The organism is Cupriavidus sp. SW-Y-13 (assembly GCF_009793345.1).
Classification (GTDB): domain Bacteria; phylum Pseudomonadota; class Gammaproteobacteria; order Burkholderiales; family Burkholderiaceae; genus Cupriavidus.
This window is the reverse complement of record NZ_WHLX01000001.1, coordinates 3,486,065-3,502,102: the sequence shown is the minus strand read 5'-3', so window position 1 is coordinate 3,502,102 and position 16,038 is coordinate 3,486,065. Positions and strand designations below refer to the sequence as shown.

Annotated in this window: 11 protein-coding genes; 2 read left to right on the top strand and 9 right to left on the bottom strand. The window is 62.7% G+C overall.

The genetic code is table 11. The annotated features are described in order from the left end of the window. The first annotated feature begins 910 nt into the window (after nt 1-910). Complete coding sequence (locus tag GA566_RS15680) at nt 911-1,417, top strand: SET domain-containing protein (RefSeq protein ID WP_137926038.1); 507 nt, start codon at nt 911-913, stop codon at nt 1,415-1,417. Nucleotides 1,418-1,424: 7 nt separating this feature from the next. On the opposite strand, the gene GA566_RS15675 is transcribed toward GA566_RS15680, so the two are convergent. The 9 genes from GA566_RS15675 to phhA all read right to left on the bottom strand — a co-directional run bounded on the left by GA566_RS15675 (nt 1,425) and on the right by phhA (nt 15,360). Then, nucleotides 1,425-3,092, bottom strand: coding sequence for a sensor histidine kinase (locus tag GA566_RS15675; RefSeq protein WP_160473156.1), 1,668 nt, complete (start codon nt 3,090-3,092; stop codon nt 1,425-1,427). A gap of 52 nt (nt 3,093-3,144) precedes the next feature. Beyond that, a complete protein-coding gene (locus GA566_RS15670; RefSeq protein WP_137926040.1) occupies nt 3,145-3,849 on the bottom strand; it encodes a response regulator transcription factor in 705 nt (234 codons plus the stop codon). A 130-nt stretch (nt 3,850-3,979) separates the two neighbouring features. Beyond that, complete coding sequence (locus GA566_RS15665; protein ID WP_160473155.1) at nt 3,980-4,285, bottom strand: hypothetical protein; 306 nt, start codon at nt 4,283-4,285, stop codon at nt 3,980-3,982. 44 nt (nt 4,286-4,329) lie between these two features. Then, nucleotides 4,330-4,833 (bottom strand): cryptochrome/photolyase family protein, encoded by a 504-nt coding sequence (locus tag GA566_RS15660; protein ID WP_160473154.1) that lies wholly within the window; start codon nt 4,831-4,833, stop codon nt 4,330-4,332. Continuing rightward, a complete protein-coding gene (locus GA566_RS15655; protein ID WP_160473153.1) occupies nt 4,826-5,290 on the bottom strand; it encodes a hypothetical protein in 465 nt (154 codons plus the stop codon). Before GA566_RS15655 ends, GA566_RS15660 begins: the two co-directional genes overlap by 8 nt. Further along, nucleotides 5,277-12,125 carry a hemagglutinin repeat-containing protein gene (locus GA566_RS15650; RefSeq protein ID WP_160473152.1) on the bottom strand — a complete coding sequence of 2,283 codons (6,849 nt, stop codon included), beginning with the start codon at nt 12,123-12,125 and terminating at the stop codon, nt 5,277-5,279. Before GA566_RS15650 ends, GA566_RS15655 begins: the two co-directional genes overlap by 14 nt. Nucleotides 12,126-12,160: 35 nt before the next feature. Then, nucleotides 12,161-13,825 (bottom strand): ShlB/FhaC/HecB family hemolysin secretion/activation protein, encoded by a 1,665-nt coding sequence (locus GA566_RS15645; RefSeq protein ID WP_160473324.1) that lies wholly within the window; start codon nt 13,823-13,825, stop codon nt 12,161-12,163. Between the two features lie 254 nt (nt 13,826-14,079). Next, complete coding sequence (locus GA566_RS15640; protein WP_137926207.1) at nt 14,080-14,379, bottom strand: 4a-hydroxytetrahydrobiopterin dehydratase; 300 nt, start codon at nt 14,377-14,379, stop codon at nt 14,080-14,082. Between the two features lie 42 nt (nt 14,380-14,421). Then, nucleotides 14,422-15,360 (bottom strand): phenylalanine 4-monooxygenase, encoded by a 939-nt coding sequence (gene phhA, locus GA566_RS15635; protein ID WP_160473151.1) that lies wholly within the window; start codon nt 15,358-15,360, stop codon nt 14,422-14,424. Between the two features lie 137 nt (nt 15,361-15,497). On the opposite strand from phhA, the gene GA566_RS15630 reads away from it, so the two are divergent. After that, a complete protein-coding gene (locus tag GA566_RS15630) occupies nt 15,498-15,977 on the top strand; it encodes an Lrp/AsnC family transcriptional regulator (RefSeq protein ID WP_137926209.1) in 480 nt (159 codons plus the stop codon). Nucleotides 15,978-16,038 lie beyond the last annotated feature (61 nt).

Below are 16,038 nucleotides of genomic sequence, written 5' to 3'. Positions count from 1 at the left end.
ATCGAGTTGGAAAAACTGACGTCCGGCCCTGGGACTTTCCTCGGGAAAGCCGCCCTGGCAAAGACGCCGCGGGCCACATCATACCGTGTCGGACACGCCGCACCGGGAAAGGTTTGTTACGGAGAGTCGCCGCCAACCCGCCTCAGGACACGGTTCGCGGGGATTTGGAGTACTGGCCGGGGGTCTTTCGAGCAGCCGTTTCGCAGCTCGCCGCCGCGACGTATACCCCTGCGTATACGTCATCTAATGCGTCAGAGGCGCTCAGAAGGCGTATACGGCGTTTTGGGCGCCAAGAGCGGCTCGGGGACGTATACGTCGGCAAAACGCCTCCAAGAGCTTCTGAGGACCGCGGAAGGCACATCGGGACTTACAGTGGTCAAGTCACGCCGGTATACGCGGTATACCGGACCTGCAGATTCATCGCCCCCCTGCTGGCAGCGTTCTGACTGCTCATTTTTTCATCGCAGCAAAAAAAGAGGGAAATTCCAGAGGGCCGCCGTATACGCCCCTCCTTCGTATCTCAACCGTACGGTTTACATCTTTCTTTCATGTATACAAATAGTAGTGATAGATAAGCACCGCCCGTTTCTGTGGATAAGTACGTATACGTGAATCGGATCAAGCGTTTACGTATACCGAAACCGTAGGGAGGAAATGTTGGCCGCCGTGGATGACTCATCCGTTCGATGGAAGGGGGTCACGTATACGTGCTGACTTGTTCGTATACCTTCCCCAGGCCAACCCCAGGCAGCCCACACGAAACACGCGCGCTTATCCACAGAAAATGGCGCGGTTATCCACATCGGTATACGTCGGGCGAGCGTATACCTGCGCATGGCGCGCAGGTATCATCCGGTTCGCGCCGGACTGGACCGGCGGCCCATTTCCCCACCCCCAGGAACCTCAGCACATGTCGGACAAGCCCAAGGACGCCAAAGAGAAGAAGGCAGGCAAGAAGAAAACCGCCAGCGATCGCATCGAAGTGCGACAGTCTGGCGTGCATGGCAAGGGCGTATACGCGATTGGCGCCATTGGCGAGGGCGAGCGGGTGATCGAGTACAAGGGCGAGCACATCTCGTGGAAGGAGGCGCTCAACCGCCATCCGCACGATCCGACCGATCCCAATCACACGTTCTATTTCAGTCTGGAAGACGGCAACGTGATCGACGCCAAGTACGGCGGCAACCGGGCGCGCTGGATCAACCACGCCTGCGAACCGAACTGCGAGGCGCGCGAGAAGAAGGGACAGGTCTTTATCCACGCGCTGCGCGATATCGCCGCAGGTGAAGAGCTGTTCTATGACTACGGTCTGGTGATTGACGCGCGCTATACCAAGAAGCTGAAGAAGGAATACGAGTGCCGTTGCGGCAGCCCGAAGTGCCGCCACACCATGCTGGCCCCGAAGGACAAGAAGTAAGCGGGAATCAGCCCTGCGCCGTGCCCGGCGCTTCGCACGGAATCCGGATCACGAAGCGCATCGACGCACGGCGCTCCTGGATCTCGGGCGCCGCACCATCCTCGGCGCCTGCGATAGCGGGGGCAAAACTTGCCGATGCGGTGGGCTGAGGCGCGGGAGCGTCCTCGATACGGATCGTGCCCTGATGCAGCAACACGATCTCGTTGACGATGGCCAGGCCCAGGCCGGCGCCACTCGGTGCCGCTTGCGCCGGTTGCGTACCCGGCGTGTGATCGCCGCGGAAGAAGCGCTTGAACACTTCCTCGCGGCGCGCGGGTGCGATGCCGGGACCGTTGTCCTCCACCATCACCACGGCCATGCCGCGATGCCCCATCGTCTCGCCACCGGCGCGCACGGTGATGCGGCCGCCAGCCGGCACGTACTTCACGGCGTTATCCACGAGATTCGATAGCGCTTCGCGCATCAGCAGCCGATTGCCGCGCACCACGGCTGGCGCGCTGCCCGTGAACGTTGGGCCGGGCAGGACTTCGAAGCCGAGATCCACGCGCCGCGCCAGTGCCTGCGGCACCCATTCCGCCCCCACTTCGAACGCCAGCTCCGCCAGGTCGAAATGTTCGACGGGCCCGAGCCGCTCCAGAGACAGGCCCGGTTCGGCACGTGCCAGCGACAGCAACTGATTCGACAAGCGCACGGCCCGGTCCGATGCGGTCTGTACTTCACGCAACGCCTGGCGGGCCACCTCCAGCGTATCGGCTTCCATCGCCCGGTCGGCATGAAGCTTCACGGCGGTCAGCGGCGTGCGCAACTGGTGCGCGGCATCGGCGATGAACTTGCGCTGCGCATCGAGCGCATCGCGCAGTCGCGACAGCAGCGCATTGAGGCCCCGGATCAGCGGCTCCACCTCGGCCGGCACCTGGGTCTCGTCGAGCGGGGCCATCGACCTGGCCGTCTGGCGATTCAGCTTGTCGGTCAGGATCTGCAGCGGCACCAGCTCTTCCTTGAGCACGTGCGACAGGATCAGGCTACCCACCAGCAACAACAGGATCAGCGGCACCGACACCGACAGCAGGATCTCGTTGGCCGCCGTTTCCCGCCGATCCAGCAACTCCGCCACTTCCACGACGATGGGCCCGCGCGGCAGTTGCGGCTCCGCCGTCGTACCCAGTTCATCGTTGGCCGCGCTCGGCAGGCTCACTGGCAGCCGCACCGCACGCACCTGTTTGCCGCTGAACCACGCATAGAACAGTCGCGCGTCGTGCAGCGACGTCTGGCCCGTGCCATAGCCGAGCCAGGTGTCCATGCCACCGATCAGGCCGTCCGGGCCATGGATGCGCCAGTAGATGCGATCCGAGCCTTCGGCTTCGACCAGTGTCTGCGCAATCGTTGGAATGTCCTGTTCCAGCCGCGGGCCGGCAATGCGGATCTGCTGCGCGATGTTGTTGGCCACGCCATACAAGGCGCGGTCAAAAACCTGCGTGGTGTAGTGAGCGGCCAGCCAGTACGACAGCGATCCGCTGGTCAGCACCAGTGCGAACAGCGGCGTGGCCAGCGCGCGCAGCAGGTGAATCCGCAGACTCTGGTTCGACGTGCGGAGCATCGTGCTGCCGCGCCGGTTCTTCACCCGCGCGGTGGGTTCGCCTGGCTGAGCGGAGGAGGATTGCGAACGCGGCCACATGGCGATTCAGGACGTCGAAGGGTGCGCGGGCGAGCGCTCTGCAGGGCAGGGCTCAGTGTCCGGCACGGATCTGCAGCAGATAACCAAAGCCGCGCACGGTGACGATTTCCACGTCCGCATCTTCCAGCTTCTTGCGAACCCGGTGCACGTAGACCTCGATCGCCGTATCGCCAACCGTATCGCCGCCTTCACCGGCAGGGTGCGCGAACGTGGCGAGGTGATCCTGCAACTGCGCCTTGCTCACCACACGACCCTGGCGCTGCAGCAGCAACTCCAGCACCGCGAACTCGCGCGGCGACAACTCCAGCGGGCGGCCATCGACGAACATCCGTCGATCATTACCCGACAGCCGCAGTCGACCCAGACGCACATCGCGCTCCGGCGCCGCCTCGCCATGCTGGCTGCGACGCAGCAGCACGCGCACGCGCGCTTCCAGCTCGGGCAGCGCGAAAGGCTTCACCAGATAGTCGTCCGCACCGGCATTGAGGCCGGAGAGCTTGTCTTCGAGCTCGTCCCGCGCGGTGAGAATGATCACCGGCGTGGTGCGGTTGCGCGCCCGATAGCGCGCAAGAAGCGTCATCCCATCGATACCGGGCAGGCCCAGATCCAGGATAACGAGGTCATGCTGCTCCTTGAGCAGATGATCAGTGGCATAGACGCCGTCATGCACCACGCGAACCTGGTGCCCAGCCCGCGACAGGCCAGCCTCCACGCCGCTGGCGATTTGACGATCATCTTCGATCAGCAGGATACGCATGGCAGACCGTGACTTTGAGCGGTTGTAACAATGTCACGAATTGTACCGACAGTTTTGGGCGTTGCCTTTCAGTTGGCTGACGGGGGGAGGTGAGTGATGAATTGGGCGTATGGACCGGTGGCAGAAAACGTTACCGGATCTCGGACCAAATCACCTCGGAAGGATGATGTTCGCGGATGACATCGAGTGCGTGAGTCATTGTGTCGACGTTGTCGGGGTCCACCTTGTGGTTGAAAACCGAGACAGATATCCCGCTTGCCCGAAGTTCATCAGTTTCATGCTGCTCCAGCACGCCGCCGCTCACCCATGGGTGGTGGGTGTGGGCCAGGCTGATGTGCAATAATTTGGATACCGCTGCTTTTGATACGGCAAAGAACACCATTTCATTCTGAATGAGATTCGGATTTCCAGATTTCGATCCGTTCGGTGAGATCATAAAACTCGCATCGGCGGGCCGGCAGGTCACGATGAATGTGTGCTTTATAAGTAGTCATGATGTTTCCATCCGGGCGCAGCACTGACGCGGAGCACAAAGAGCTCCGGCCCAACAGCATAAGTTGTATCCACCTCTCCCGGGCGAAAAACAAAGCCAGCAATATGGGTTGAAAAAAGGATGCAATCTTCCAGATTCAGTTCGAGCCATGGACCGCTCTGGAATTGCTCCACACCTTCCAGCGTTGAAGGGAAGGCGTAAGCTGCCACGACGTCTGTGGCCGCGATCAATTCATCTACCCGCGTCACAAGAAACTCGGTCGCCCCACCTGCCGCGAATGCTCTGCCGATGTTCTTCGCATCGTCGTCAAAAAGTGCTTTGTCATCCAGCGTGGCTACCGTCCATCCCCTATGCCTAATTGTACTGAGGTTTGGGCTTCCATTTTTTTTTAAGAAGGAGAGTAATCTCTGAACTTCCGAAATATTTAGCCTTATGCTCGATGGCGCGGTCAGTTCAGTAAGGTATCTATCCAAGTTCTGACTATTACTCATACGTTAGATCATTTTTGAATTTTCCAATCGTCACGTAAATTTCGTCAAAATCATCTTCTATCTTGATTTGTGCAGAGGCGGCATCGAATCCGAATTCCGTTTTGATCTTGCAATTCCATGATTCGCATATCAGATCAGCAATTTTTCTGGCGGCATCTGGCTCAATAAAATTAAATAGGGCAGTAATTTCAATAAGATTCATCCACGGCTGTATTGATGCCGTCGTTCGCCCTTGCTCGCGATATTTATCGTACTCTTCTTGAGAGAATAATTCCTCTACAAAGATCTCGTTGTCAATCACTAAGAATTTTGGGTGAAAAAGCTCGGCGAATGTTAGATACAGTTCATGCTGAAAATCAAGTTGTGTGCTTATTGCGTGCAGATAATCAAATCGCGAGAATTTTTTATCGGGATTTGCTTTAACATAATCTTCGTACGTCCATCTATGGTTCTGCACGATCCCCTCCTTTTGGGATTTCGTCCAACAATGCCTCTCTGACGCGACCCTTATCAACAAATTTTTCGCCTCCTGGTGCCGTATTGAAACCTGCTTCCTTCACGTTCGGCCTGTCTATTTCGCCGTGGCTCTTACCGGAACCCCGATATTGTTTCCAGCGTCCGTCGCCATAGTGAGTTGTATATTGACCCTCTGAGCCGGGCTTTTCAATAATGGAGTGAGGCAGCCCTTCGGCTTCTGGCAGCTTGCCTGGTGGCTTGTTGCGGGCTTTTTTCTCCGAACCTTCACTAAATATCGCCCCCAACCCCTCCACCACCTGTAGCGGAATATAGATCGGGTTCTTGACCCCCTCCAGCGCGTCGCCCACCAGATCCAAAACCGGCTGAACGAGCACCCTGGCGCCGTTGTCGCCCGATTCGTCGGGTGACTCCATCACCGTGGCTTCGCCTGGATCAGCCGGCAGGGCGGGGGTTTTGAACGGATCGAGCGGTTGTCCAGGTTTTCCACCTCCGACCCCGCGACCGCCGCCGCCTGGGTTCGGTCGTGGCGCGAACTGGTTGTTCTCGCCTTCAATCGTTGCCGCATTGGTGGCTGTGCCGGCGTCCGTGCCGCCGACGCTGGCGATACCGGCCACGAGGTTGCGCACTGCGTCGAGCCGGGCTTGCTTCTGTTCGTTCGTCAGACCATCAGCGGGGCCCATCAGGGTGCCAACGACTGAACTGGTGGCTGCGCCCATCGCGCCTGTGCCGCAAGACTGGGTGGCGGCTGCGGCGCCTGCGCAGCCGACGATGGCGTGCAGGGCGGTGCGGGCAGTTTCCGCACCTGGGGTGCCATCGCCAATGCCGGCAGCGATCTGCTTTACGCCGGTGGCGCCGAGTCCTTGCAGATAGCCGACCGCTGCGCCCTGCACGAACTGTGTGGTTGATCCGGTGACGTTGCCGCCTGCGGCAGCGGTGAGTGCCGTGGTGATGCGTCGATATGTGCCACCGGGGCCCCACTTGGCGGCGTCCTGGTATTGCTCGTCCAGATCGGCGCGGCGCGCGGGGTCGGTCTCGTTGTCGCGGGCGCGCTTGATGGCGTCGGCTTCTTTCGCCCGATTATTCAAAAACGCCCCCGTCTCCCGCTGCAAAGCGCCGACGATCTCGAAGCCGGCTTTGATCTCCTTCTCGTTGAAGATTGGCTTGAGCGCGTTGCTGCCGTCGACTTCGCTGGAGACATCGCGGTTCAGTTCGGCCAGCGTGTCGTCAGCCGATTTGCCTGTCAGCGCCTGCTGCGCCTCGGTATCGCGAATGGTGATGGCGGCGTCGCTGATGCCGCTGCGCGTGGTACTGCTCGACTTGCCTTTGGCGCCGATGGCCACGGGTGGTGCGGCGCTGAATCCGCCCATCGATGGCAGGTTGCTGCCCGGCACCTTGTCGCCGCCCGTGGCGGCTTGCCCCTGCTGGTTCGTGCCGACTGTGTCGACGCCGCCTGCAGTGCTCCCCGCAGTGCTCCCATCGTCGCCGCCCGTTTGCTTGCTGCTCCCCTTCGACGCGAACCCGCCGCCGATGCTGACGCTGCTGGCCGTGTAGCTCGCCTTGTTGTCGATGTCGCTGGTGGTCAGCGTGCGGGTGTCGAGGCGGTTTAATTTTTCTTCCGCTGCCTTGCGCGTCGAGGTGATCACGCCGCCGTCGAGCGATGTGTTGCCCTTCACGCGGATGTCGAAGCCGCCGTCGCCCGCCTTCAGGCCCGATTGCTCGGTCACGCTGGCATAGCGGCTGTCGATCTTCTGCTGCCCGATGTTCGCGCTGCCGGAGAGGCCGCCACCCACCGTGACGCTGCCACCCGCGCTCTGGTCCTTGCTCTTGTAGTCGTGGATGTCCTGCAGGCTGCCGATCTGGAGATGGCCGCCGATGTCCGCATCGATCATCCGGCCGCGGGCCACGGCACCATTCAGCTCCGTATCGCCGCCCGATTCGATCTTGAGTGTCTGGCCGGCATCGACCCGCGAATGGGTCCACGTGCGATCAGTGCCTTCGCCCTTGCCGCGCGAGCCACTCGCGCTGGCCGTCACGCCGAACGATGTGCCGCCCTGGCCTGCCTGAAGCCCGACCCCCATGCCGACGTTGGAACTCTTGCTCTGCCGGCGCATGTCCGATACGTTTTCTGCGCCCAGCAAGTGCACCTTGCCCTCGGCCTTCAAATGGAGGTCCTCTCCCGCGCGTACCTCTGCGCCGCGAATCGTCAGTTCCGAATCCTGGCCGTTGCCCGTCGCCATGATGCGCACGTTGCCGCCTGCCGCGACGGTCGAGCGCGCTGCCACATCCGCCCGATTGGTGGTGCGGCTCTGGTTCTGGCTGCTGCCCACCGTGATCGAGAGCCCAACACCGCCACCGCTGCTCGGATCGGCCATCACGGCATCGGCCGCATTCTTCGCTGCCAGTGCGGTCGTGGCGCCGGCCAGTGCCTGCATGCGGGTGTCCGAGGTATTGCCGGCCGCGCGCTTCATCTGCTGCGCGGTTTCGATGAGCGCGATGGCAGGGGCAGTCACCGCCACGGTCAGCCCCGATTGCCGGAAGCGGCTTTCCTCGGTGCTCTGGCTCGCCTCGCGCGCCTCCACGATCTCGCCTTTCCTGGCGAAGATGCCGATGTCGCCCTTGGGCGCCACCACATGGCTGCCTGTCTGCCGATAGGCGTCGCCGGCAATCAGCGTGACATCGCCTTGGGTCGCGCCAATGGTGGACGCCGCTGCCGAAGTCCGGGTGTTGCGTGCGTCGTTGCTCTGCTGCTGTGTGCCGATGGTGAACGCCGTGCCGCCGCTGTAGAGGAAGCCGCTCTTCTTCGTTTCCTTGAAGTGGCTCTCGGTGGTGGTGTTCTGCGCTGCCTCGATCGAGAGCGTGCCCCTGGCCACGACCCTGGTGCCGAGATCGGAGACGACATTGCTGCCTGTGATGTCGATGTTCTGACCCGCATGAAGCTCGACGGTGCTGCCGCTGAACGTGGTGGCCAGCGACGTTGTCTCGCGCAGGCTGTCGCGCGTGGTGGTGCGAGACGATCCGAGCAGACCGCTGCGCTGTTGATCGCGGTCTTCGCTCCAGTTGCTGGTGTTCTCGCCAGCCGTGAGCGTGGTGTTGCGACCCGCCACCGCCAGCAGCGCGCCCGCATCGCTCGTCACCTGCGCGGCGCGCGCGCGGAGGTCGCGTTCCGCCGAGAGGGTGACGTCGCCGTTCGTGCGGATCGATGTGCCGATCTCCTGCGTGCTGCCTTGACGCAGGGCGTTGCCCGCGTTGCGCACGTTGTCTTCCTGCACGCCAACGCGAACGGTGCCAAGCGTCAGGTCGCGGCCTGCTGCGATGACGGTCTTGCCTGCCTTGCCCGTGTTCGAGATCTGTGCACCGTCGAGCACCATGTCTCGGCCCGCCAGCGCCGTGAGCGTGGCACCTGGCTTGCTGACGTAGAGACCCGCCACACGATCCACGTTGGTACGGCTGAACGTGCTCTGGCCCGACTGTGTCTCGCTGCTGCGAGTGGTGGAGGCCAGCCGCAGGTCACGCGCAGCCACAACCCGCAGCGCAGAGCCTGCATCGATCGTCCCGCCCGTGTTCTCGATATCCTCACGCGCCCGCACGCTGACCGCATCGCCCGTGATGCGACCGCCGAGGTTGCGCACGTTCGCGGCATCGAGCCGGATGGCGCGGCGCCCGGCGATGGTGCCCGTATTGGACAGATCGCCACGCAGCGACAGGTCGACCACGTTGGCGGCGATGAGCGTGCCGTCGCCCCTGAGATCGCCCGGTTTCGTGCGGACGTAGACCTGCGGCACGAGTGCGGTGGCAGTGGTGCCATCGGGTAGCGTGACGCGTTGCTCGACGAGCCACACGATGTCGCTCGTGAGTTGTGCAATCTGCGCAGCGGTGAGCGCGACGCCGGGACGCAATTGCATGTCGCGCGCCACCGTGACGCCATTGGCGAGCAGCGCGCGGTATTGCGCTTCGTCGCTGCGGTATCCGTCGAGGAAGCGTCGGCCGGTCAACTGCCCGATCTGTTCGCGCACGAGCTGCTGTTCGTAGAAGCCGTCGCCCAGACGTTTCTCGATCATCTCGGGATCGATGCCGAGTTGATCGAGCATGGAGTCCGATGATAGCCATTGCCGATAGTCGGTGAATCGCGCATCGGTTTCGATCAGGTGGGTGCCGCTGCCTGGGCGGAACAGGCTGCCCGACGGAATCTCGGGGCGGAAGTCGATGGTGCGGACTGTTGATGGATCGTCGCTGCCGGTCGTGGCGATGTCGATAAGGCGTACACGGGTGTCGCCATTCGCACGGCGGCCCTCGATGCCGTTGCCGCTGTCCTCTCCCTGGTGGTTTGCACGTATGACCGCCAGGCCCAGGTCGAACGCGCGATACTCGTCGGCGGGCGTGTAAGCAATCCTGGGATCTCGCTCGCGAGTGGTGTAGCGCCGCACGCCGCCGCGCCATCGCCCATATGTGTACTGGCTGGTGCCAACGCGCTGAATCACCTCGTAACCCACGGCATCGCGGTTCTCGATCCTGTCCGCCGCCCCAGTCAGCGCGCCGCCGGCCATGATCTGACTGTAGGCGTTGAGCAGGTCCTCGCCATCGATATCGATCGACCCGCCCGCGCGAATGATGGCCGGTGTGCTCTGTGTCACGCGGTCGACAGAGCGCGTTTCGGTGAAGTCGTAGTCCGTGTAGTTCTGGATGGGCTGCCCGGCGATGGCGGAGTCGGCGTCGGCCTTGCCGCGATAGCGGCCTGCACGGCTCCATGATTCCCATTGCAGCGTGTCGAGGTCGTACTGGTTCGGATCGTTCTGCGGCTGGACAGTTTGTCTGCGGACGGAATCGCCCACCTGTACCCGCTCGGTACGGAAACTGTGGTCGGTGTTGCGCAGCGACTCCGTGGCGAGCGACATGTCACCGAGCGATTCGATCGTGGCGCTGGTATTGCTGAGGTAGTCGGCGCGGCCTGTGGCGTAGCTATCCTCGTCGAGCGCGCCGCCGATGTTGAGCGTGCCCCCGCTGAAGATCAGCCCCTGGTCGCGATTGATGATCTCGCCTGCGCCGATATCGAGTTGCTCGCGCGCGGCGATGGTGGGGGTGCTGGCCTTGTCGTCGTCGACATGCTTGTTATTGAACAGCTGTCTCGCCTGGATGGCCAGTCGGTCACTGTAGAGCCGGGCTGAGCCGGAGTTGTATAAATAGCCGGACTCCACACGCGTGAAGCCGCCATCGATCAGGCCTTCATTGAAGAGTGTGTTGCGCGCCACGATGGTGGTCGTGCCACCCTGGATCACCCCGGCCAGCAGGTTGTCGATGTAAGTCGTACGCAACGCCAGTCCATGCGCCTGTACCGTGCCCTTGTTCCCTATCCAGTCGGTGTCGATGTCCGCGCGCCCATCGGCGATGATCGTGCCTGCGTTCTCGAGACAGCCAGCCGCGATTGAAAGGCTTCCGGCGCTGCCGATATGGCCGTCGAGGTCATTGGTCAGCCCCTGTCCCGAAGTATCGACATGCAGTGCCACGGATGCCTGCAGCAACCCAGCGTTGTTGTCGAGTGCGCCACTGCGGATATCGAGCACTCCATCGAGCGCGGCGATCCTGCCAGCGGTATTGCCGAGTTCTCCACTGCGCGTATCGATATCGATATCCGCGCCGAGCACCGAACCTTCCACGTTGTGCAGCGTCGATGCCGGGATGCCGAGTCGTCCCTTTGCGGCCTGTAGCGTGCCGCCTGCGTTGTCGACGGCATGTTGCGTGGCGATGTCGATGCTGCCGCGAGACGACGCGACGAAACCATCGTCACCGTTTGCAACGGTGCTGCCACGTAGCTCGACGTTGTCGGCCGCGTACAGGGCGCCGCCCCGGTTGTCGATGGCTTCACCGACGGTGACTGCCAGCGTGGCGCCGGCCATCATCGTGCCGGCATTGCGCACGGCCACCGCGGCAATGCGCGCATCGCTCATCGCTTGCAGGACACCGGTGTTCTCCAACCGGCCATCGCTGGTCACCGACAGTTCGCCCGCCTGTGCGCCGATATGCCCGACATTGCGCATGCCAACGCCGTGTTCCGTGCCGATCAGTGCGATCTTTCCCGCGTACATGCCACCGAGCGCGCTGACATCGAGTGCGTAGGCCGGTGCCGAACCAGAACCGCTCGCCGGTGTGATCGAGGCCAACGTGGCATCGGCATCGTGTGCACCTGTCGCAACCTTCAAGTCCTCTGCCCAGATGCCGGCATTGACGCGCACCGCACGCGCAAGCAGTTCGGTGTAGCTCACGCGGCTCACGTCCATGCCGTGGCCCGTGATGTCGATGCCGCCTCCACGTACGCGATAGCCTTCCAGGCTCCCGCCGTTGACGATGGGCGTGCCAGTGGTCATCGTCACACGATTGGCGTTCAGGAAGCCGCAGCCATCGCACGTGATGCCCGCCGGGTTGGCGATCACGATTTGCGCGCGGTCACCGGCCACTTCCGTGTAGCCGCGCAACTGGCTGGGGTTGCTGCTGTTGACCTGGTTGAGAATCACGCGCGCCGTGCCGCCCGAGAGCCACGGATTGCCTTGCACCCATCCGCCCAGTTGCGTCTGCGCGTTCTGGCGGGCGTTGTTCAGGATGGCGCCCCGTTCCTGCACATCGAACTGGCTGTACGCGTTGCGCGACACGCCGGCCGCGCTCGGGGTCTGGATGTTGACCAGCGGCGTGCGATTGGGCGCGGTCAGGACCGTGGGCCGCTGCTGGCCCGGTGCGTTTGGGTCCGCGACGATCTGTGCGGTGGCAGTGGTGACCAGTGAGACCTGGCCGAGCACGAAGACGATGCGGTACAGACGCTTGTTCATTGACCCATTTCCGAGAAAGGAATGCGCGTGGCGGTTCAGTACGACCAGCTCACGTTGAAGCCCGCCGTCGTGCTGGCGGTGACAAAGCCGGTTGGCTTGTAGAGGGGCTTGCCGATGAAGAGATCGGCATGGAGGCCGCGATACCCACCACGCATGCCCATCACGGCACCGGCCAGTTGCGTGCCCACGAGGTACGCCGCGCTGCGTCCATTGACCTGCCCGTAGTCCGCACCGGCATACAGTTCGAATCCCCTCCCGGCCAGCGAGAGGGCCAGTTCGTTGCGCACGAACCATCCCCGGTCGCCGATCAGCGTGGATTCCCCATCGAAGCCGCGCACCGTGTAGCGATTGCCGATGGAGAAGCGGTCCTGCGGCACCAGCGGCGTGAAGTTCCACTGGCCACGTACGGCGCCCGTGTAACGCAGGCGCTGTGCGGCCAGCACGAAGGGCACGGTCAGTTGTGCGTCGGCAAGCAGGATTTCCGGACGTGACGTGCCTTCATCGAACCGTTCCTCGGGGGCGCGCAGCGAGGCCATCGCGCCGGTGCCGCGTCGATAGGCGAGGTTGGTGTCGAGCGATGCATGCCCGAGGAACTCGCGATGTGCGAGGCCGAGTTCCCAGCCCGCCGTGCGGCGGCGCTGGTTCCGCACCTCGGTGTCGTCGATGTAGTTGCCGGAGCCACGCGCCCAGCCGCGCGCGTAGGCGGTGGTCTTGCGCGAGGCATCGCGATACAGCAGCCGAGACAGGCGGAGATCGGCGTTACGGCTTTCGCCGCTGTAGCGATAGTTCTGGCTGTAGCCGAATACGGTCTGGTGATACTGGTTGCCGCTGGCAGTGATGCCGAGCAGCCAGCGGTCATAGGGAACCGAATAATGGACCGTGTAGCCACGCGTGCCGTTGCTGCCTGCACCGCCGCCGCCCAGGTCGTGATTCAGGCTCGCGTAGAAGAGATCGTTCAGTGTCCACCAGTGATCGAACGACACCGTGACGTTGCCCTGGTACTTGCCGGTCTGCTTGCTGCCCGAGTCGTCCACTGTGGCGCTGATGCGGAACGGCATGCCTTGATGCCAGCGGATGACGAGATCGCTCTCCCCGGGCTGCGCGTCGGGGCCTTCGGCGGGCGTGATCTGGATATCGGCCTCGGCCGTGGGTACACGCTTGAAGTTCTCCAGCGCCTGTTCGATATCGCGCAGGTTCAGGATGTCACCCGGATGCGCGGGCATCGCATTCCACAACGTCGCGCGCATGCTGGAATCCTCGCTGAAGCGGATGTCGCGGATGCGGCCGGGGATAACGGTCAGCGTCAGCGTGCCCGTCTTCAGATCCTGTGGCGCAGCCAGTACGCGCGTGGTGACGTAGCCCTTGCGGACGATGGCGTCCTGCACACGGGCCATGACGACGTTGATGCCTTGCGACCCCAGGCATCGGCCGATGGCGGGATCGTCGGAAACATCCGATGCGTTGGCCGCATTCGCAGCCCAGTGGAATCGCTCTGCCGCATCACCTGTCAGTGTGATGCGGTCGATCCGGAAGCAGGGCGATTCGTTTTCCGGAATTTGTTCGGAAGCGGCAACCGCAGGTGCTTCCAGTCTGACGTCGGGTGAGACTTCCTCGCGCTCACGCAGGGCGCGTTCGCGCTCCTGCTGCCGCAGTTGTTCCTGGGTGTCGCGTTGGGGAAGGGTAGGCGCAGTCTGCGCCATGGCAAGCAGGGGCAGGGCGAGCAGAGTACCTATCGCCAAACGCCCTGCATTTTGTAGAAGATGTTTCCGACCGTTCCCGTTGTCCCGCACCGACTCGCTCCGAAAGAGGATCGGCGCGACATACAGGAATCAGTTCAGACCGTGGACGTTGCATCCACGGAATCGTCACACGCCGGATCAGGAGCGCGACGATATCGAGACAAGGGAACGGTGAAAATCGCAGCTTTACGAAAGTCGCGATTGTTGCAGATCGTCTACCGCACCAGCCCCGCAGCAGCCTTCTCGATGAACTGCGCAAGGTCGATGTCACGCTGCGTCAGGCCGTTGGCGTCGTGGGTGGACAGCGTGATGTCCACGCGGTTGTACACGTTGAACCACTCGGGGTGGTGATCCACCTTGTCGGCGCGCAGGGCCACGCGGGTCATGAAGCCGAACGCGGCGTTGAAGTCCGCGAAGCTGAACGATTTCTGGATGGCGTCGCGGTCCTTGACCGGGGTCCAGCCGGGCAGGGTAGCGAGCAGAGGCTTGCGTGCCTCTTGGGAAAGGGGTGTCATGGCAGGCTCGATCAAAAGGGTAAAAGACGATGGTACGGCGGTTCAGATATCGTCGCTATCGGCCCAGCCTTCGCGGTTGCCCACCTGGATCACTTGATCGCCTTCTGCGATGTCACCGGCGCCCAGCGTCGGCAGCGCGCGCAGTTCGGCGTACAGCGATGTGAAATCCGGACGCGTGGCATCGAACAGTTGTTCGAAATCGTCGATCACGAAGTACGTCTTCTGGAACGTGTCGATGCGATAGCGCGTGCGCATGATGCGGTGCAGGTCGAAACCGATGCGGTTCGGGCTGGCGGAGTCGAGGCTGTAGATCGATTCGCCCTGGCTCGACAGAATGCCCGCGCCGAAAATGCGCAGACCGTCCCGCGTCTGGATCAGGCCGAATTCCACGGTGTACCAGTACAGGCGCGACAACATGTCGAGCGCACCCAGCCGCGCGGCCTTGAGGCCGCCCTTGCCGTAGGCTTCCATGTAGTCCGCGAACACCGGGTTGATCAGCAGCGGCACATGGCCGAACACGTCGTGAAAGCAATCCGGCTCCTGCAGGTAGTCGAGCTGCTCCGGCTTGCGCATCCACCAGCTTGCCGGAAAGCGGCGATTGGCCAGGTGATCGAAGAACACTTCATCCGGCACCAGTCCCGGCACTGCCACGACCTGCCAGCCCGTGGCGCGCATCAGCATCTCGTTCAACTGATCGAACTCGGGCACACGGTCGCGTTCCATGCCGAGTGTGGCCAGACCCTGCAGGAACTCGTCGCAGACACGGCCTTGCAGCATCGACGCCTGGCGGTCGTACAGCTTGCGCCAGATCGCATGGTCGGTCTCGGTATAGCGGTGGACCGGCTGGGCGATGGTGAAGTCGGCGCGCAGTTCCTGGCCGGACAGCAGGCCGGCGTCGAACTGTTCCTGGAGCTTCGCGGTCATCGTGCCGGCAAAGCTGGCTTCCGTTGCGGCTTCGGTCGTGACGGCCGAAAGGTTCATGGGGTGTCTCCGATGCGGGTTTTACGCATAGTCTAGCCATGCAAGCGCGCGGACTGGCCGCAAAAGCAGTGATTATTGCGATGTCGATGCATATAATCCGCACATCTTCGATTCGTCATGCGGAATTCCTGCGCGCAATGAGCCCCACCGACCTCGACCCCTACGACCTGGCGCTTCTCACGGCGCTGCAGAGCGACGGACGCTCCACCCACCAGCAACTGGCCGAGCGCGTCCACCTTTCGCCCAGCCAGGTCGGGCGGCGGCTCGCGAAGCTGGAAGCCGATGGCGTGATCACCGGCTATCGGGTCAACCTGTCGCCACAGGCGCTGGGGCTGGGGGTGCTGGTCTTCATCAGTGTGAAGCTGGCCCACCATGGCGACACGATCATCGAGCGGTTCAAGGAGGAAATCCTGCTGCTTGAAGAAGTGCAGGAGTGCTACACCGTGGCCGGCGAGGCTGACTACCTGGTACGCGTGGTGGTGCCGGACCTGCCCACGCTGGCCGAATTCACGATGAAACGGCTCATGCGCGTGCCCGGTGTGGAAAGCGTGCGTTCGAATATCGTCCTGACGGCCCTCAAGCGTGAGGGGGCGTTGCCGCTGTCGCATCTGCGCTGACCCGGAATGTAGTTCTGCCGAAATGTGCCGAGGCTTGCGCTTGGCATCGGCGCGTGTCACC

What these genes read in the sequence shown, in the direction of transcription:
- GA566_RS15680 (WP_137926038.1), top strand. Translation starts at nt 911, where the DNA reads ATGTCGGACAAGCCCAAGGACGCCAAAGAGAAGAAGGCAGGCAAGAAG.
- GA566_RS15675 (WP_160473156.1), bottom strand. Translation starts at nt 3,092, where the DNA reads ATGTGGCCGCGTTCGCAATCCTCCTCCGCTCAGCCAGGCGAACCCACC.
- GA566_RS15670 (WP_137926040.1), bottom strand. Translation starts at nt 3,849, where the DNA reads ATGCGTATCCTGCTGATCGAAGATGATCGTCAAATCGCCAGCGGCGTG.
- GA566_RS15665 (WP_160473155.1), bottom strand. Translation starts at nt 4,285, where the DNA reads ATGATCTCACCGAACGGATCGAAATCTGGAAATCCGAATCTCATTCAG.
- GA566_RS15660 (WP_160473154.1), bottom strand. Translation starts at nt 4,833, where the DNA reads ATGAGTAATAGTCAGAACTTGGATAGATACCTTACTGAACTGACCGCG.
- GA566_RS15650 (WP_160473152.1), bottom strand. Translation starts at nt 12,125, where the DNA reads ATGAACAAGCGTCTGTACCGCATCGTCTTCGTGCTCGGCCAGGTCTCA.
- GA566_RS15645 (WP_160473324.1), bottom strand. Translation starts at nt 13,825, where the DNA reads ATGGCGCAGACTGCGCCTACCCTTCCCCAACGCGACACCCAGGAACAA.
- GA566_RS15640 (WP_137926207.1), bottom strand. Translation starts at nt 14,379, where the DNA reads ATGACACCCCTTTCCCAAGAGGCACGCAAGCCTCTGCTCGCTACCCTG.
- phhA (WP_160473151.1), bottom strand. Translation starts at nt 15,360, where the DNA reads ATGAACCTTTCGGCCGTCACGACCGAAGCCGCAACGGAAGCCAGCTTT.
- GA566_RS15630 (WP_137926209.1), top strand. Translation starts at nt 15,498, where the DNA reads ATGAGCCCCACCGACCTCGACCCCTACGACCTGGCGCTTCTCACGGCG.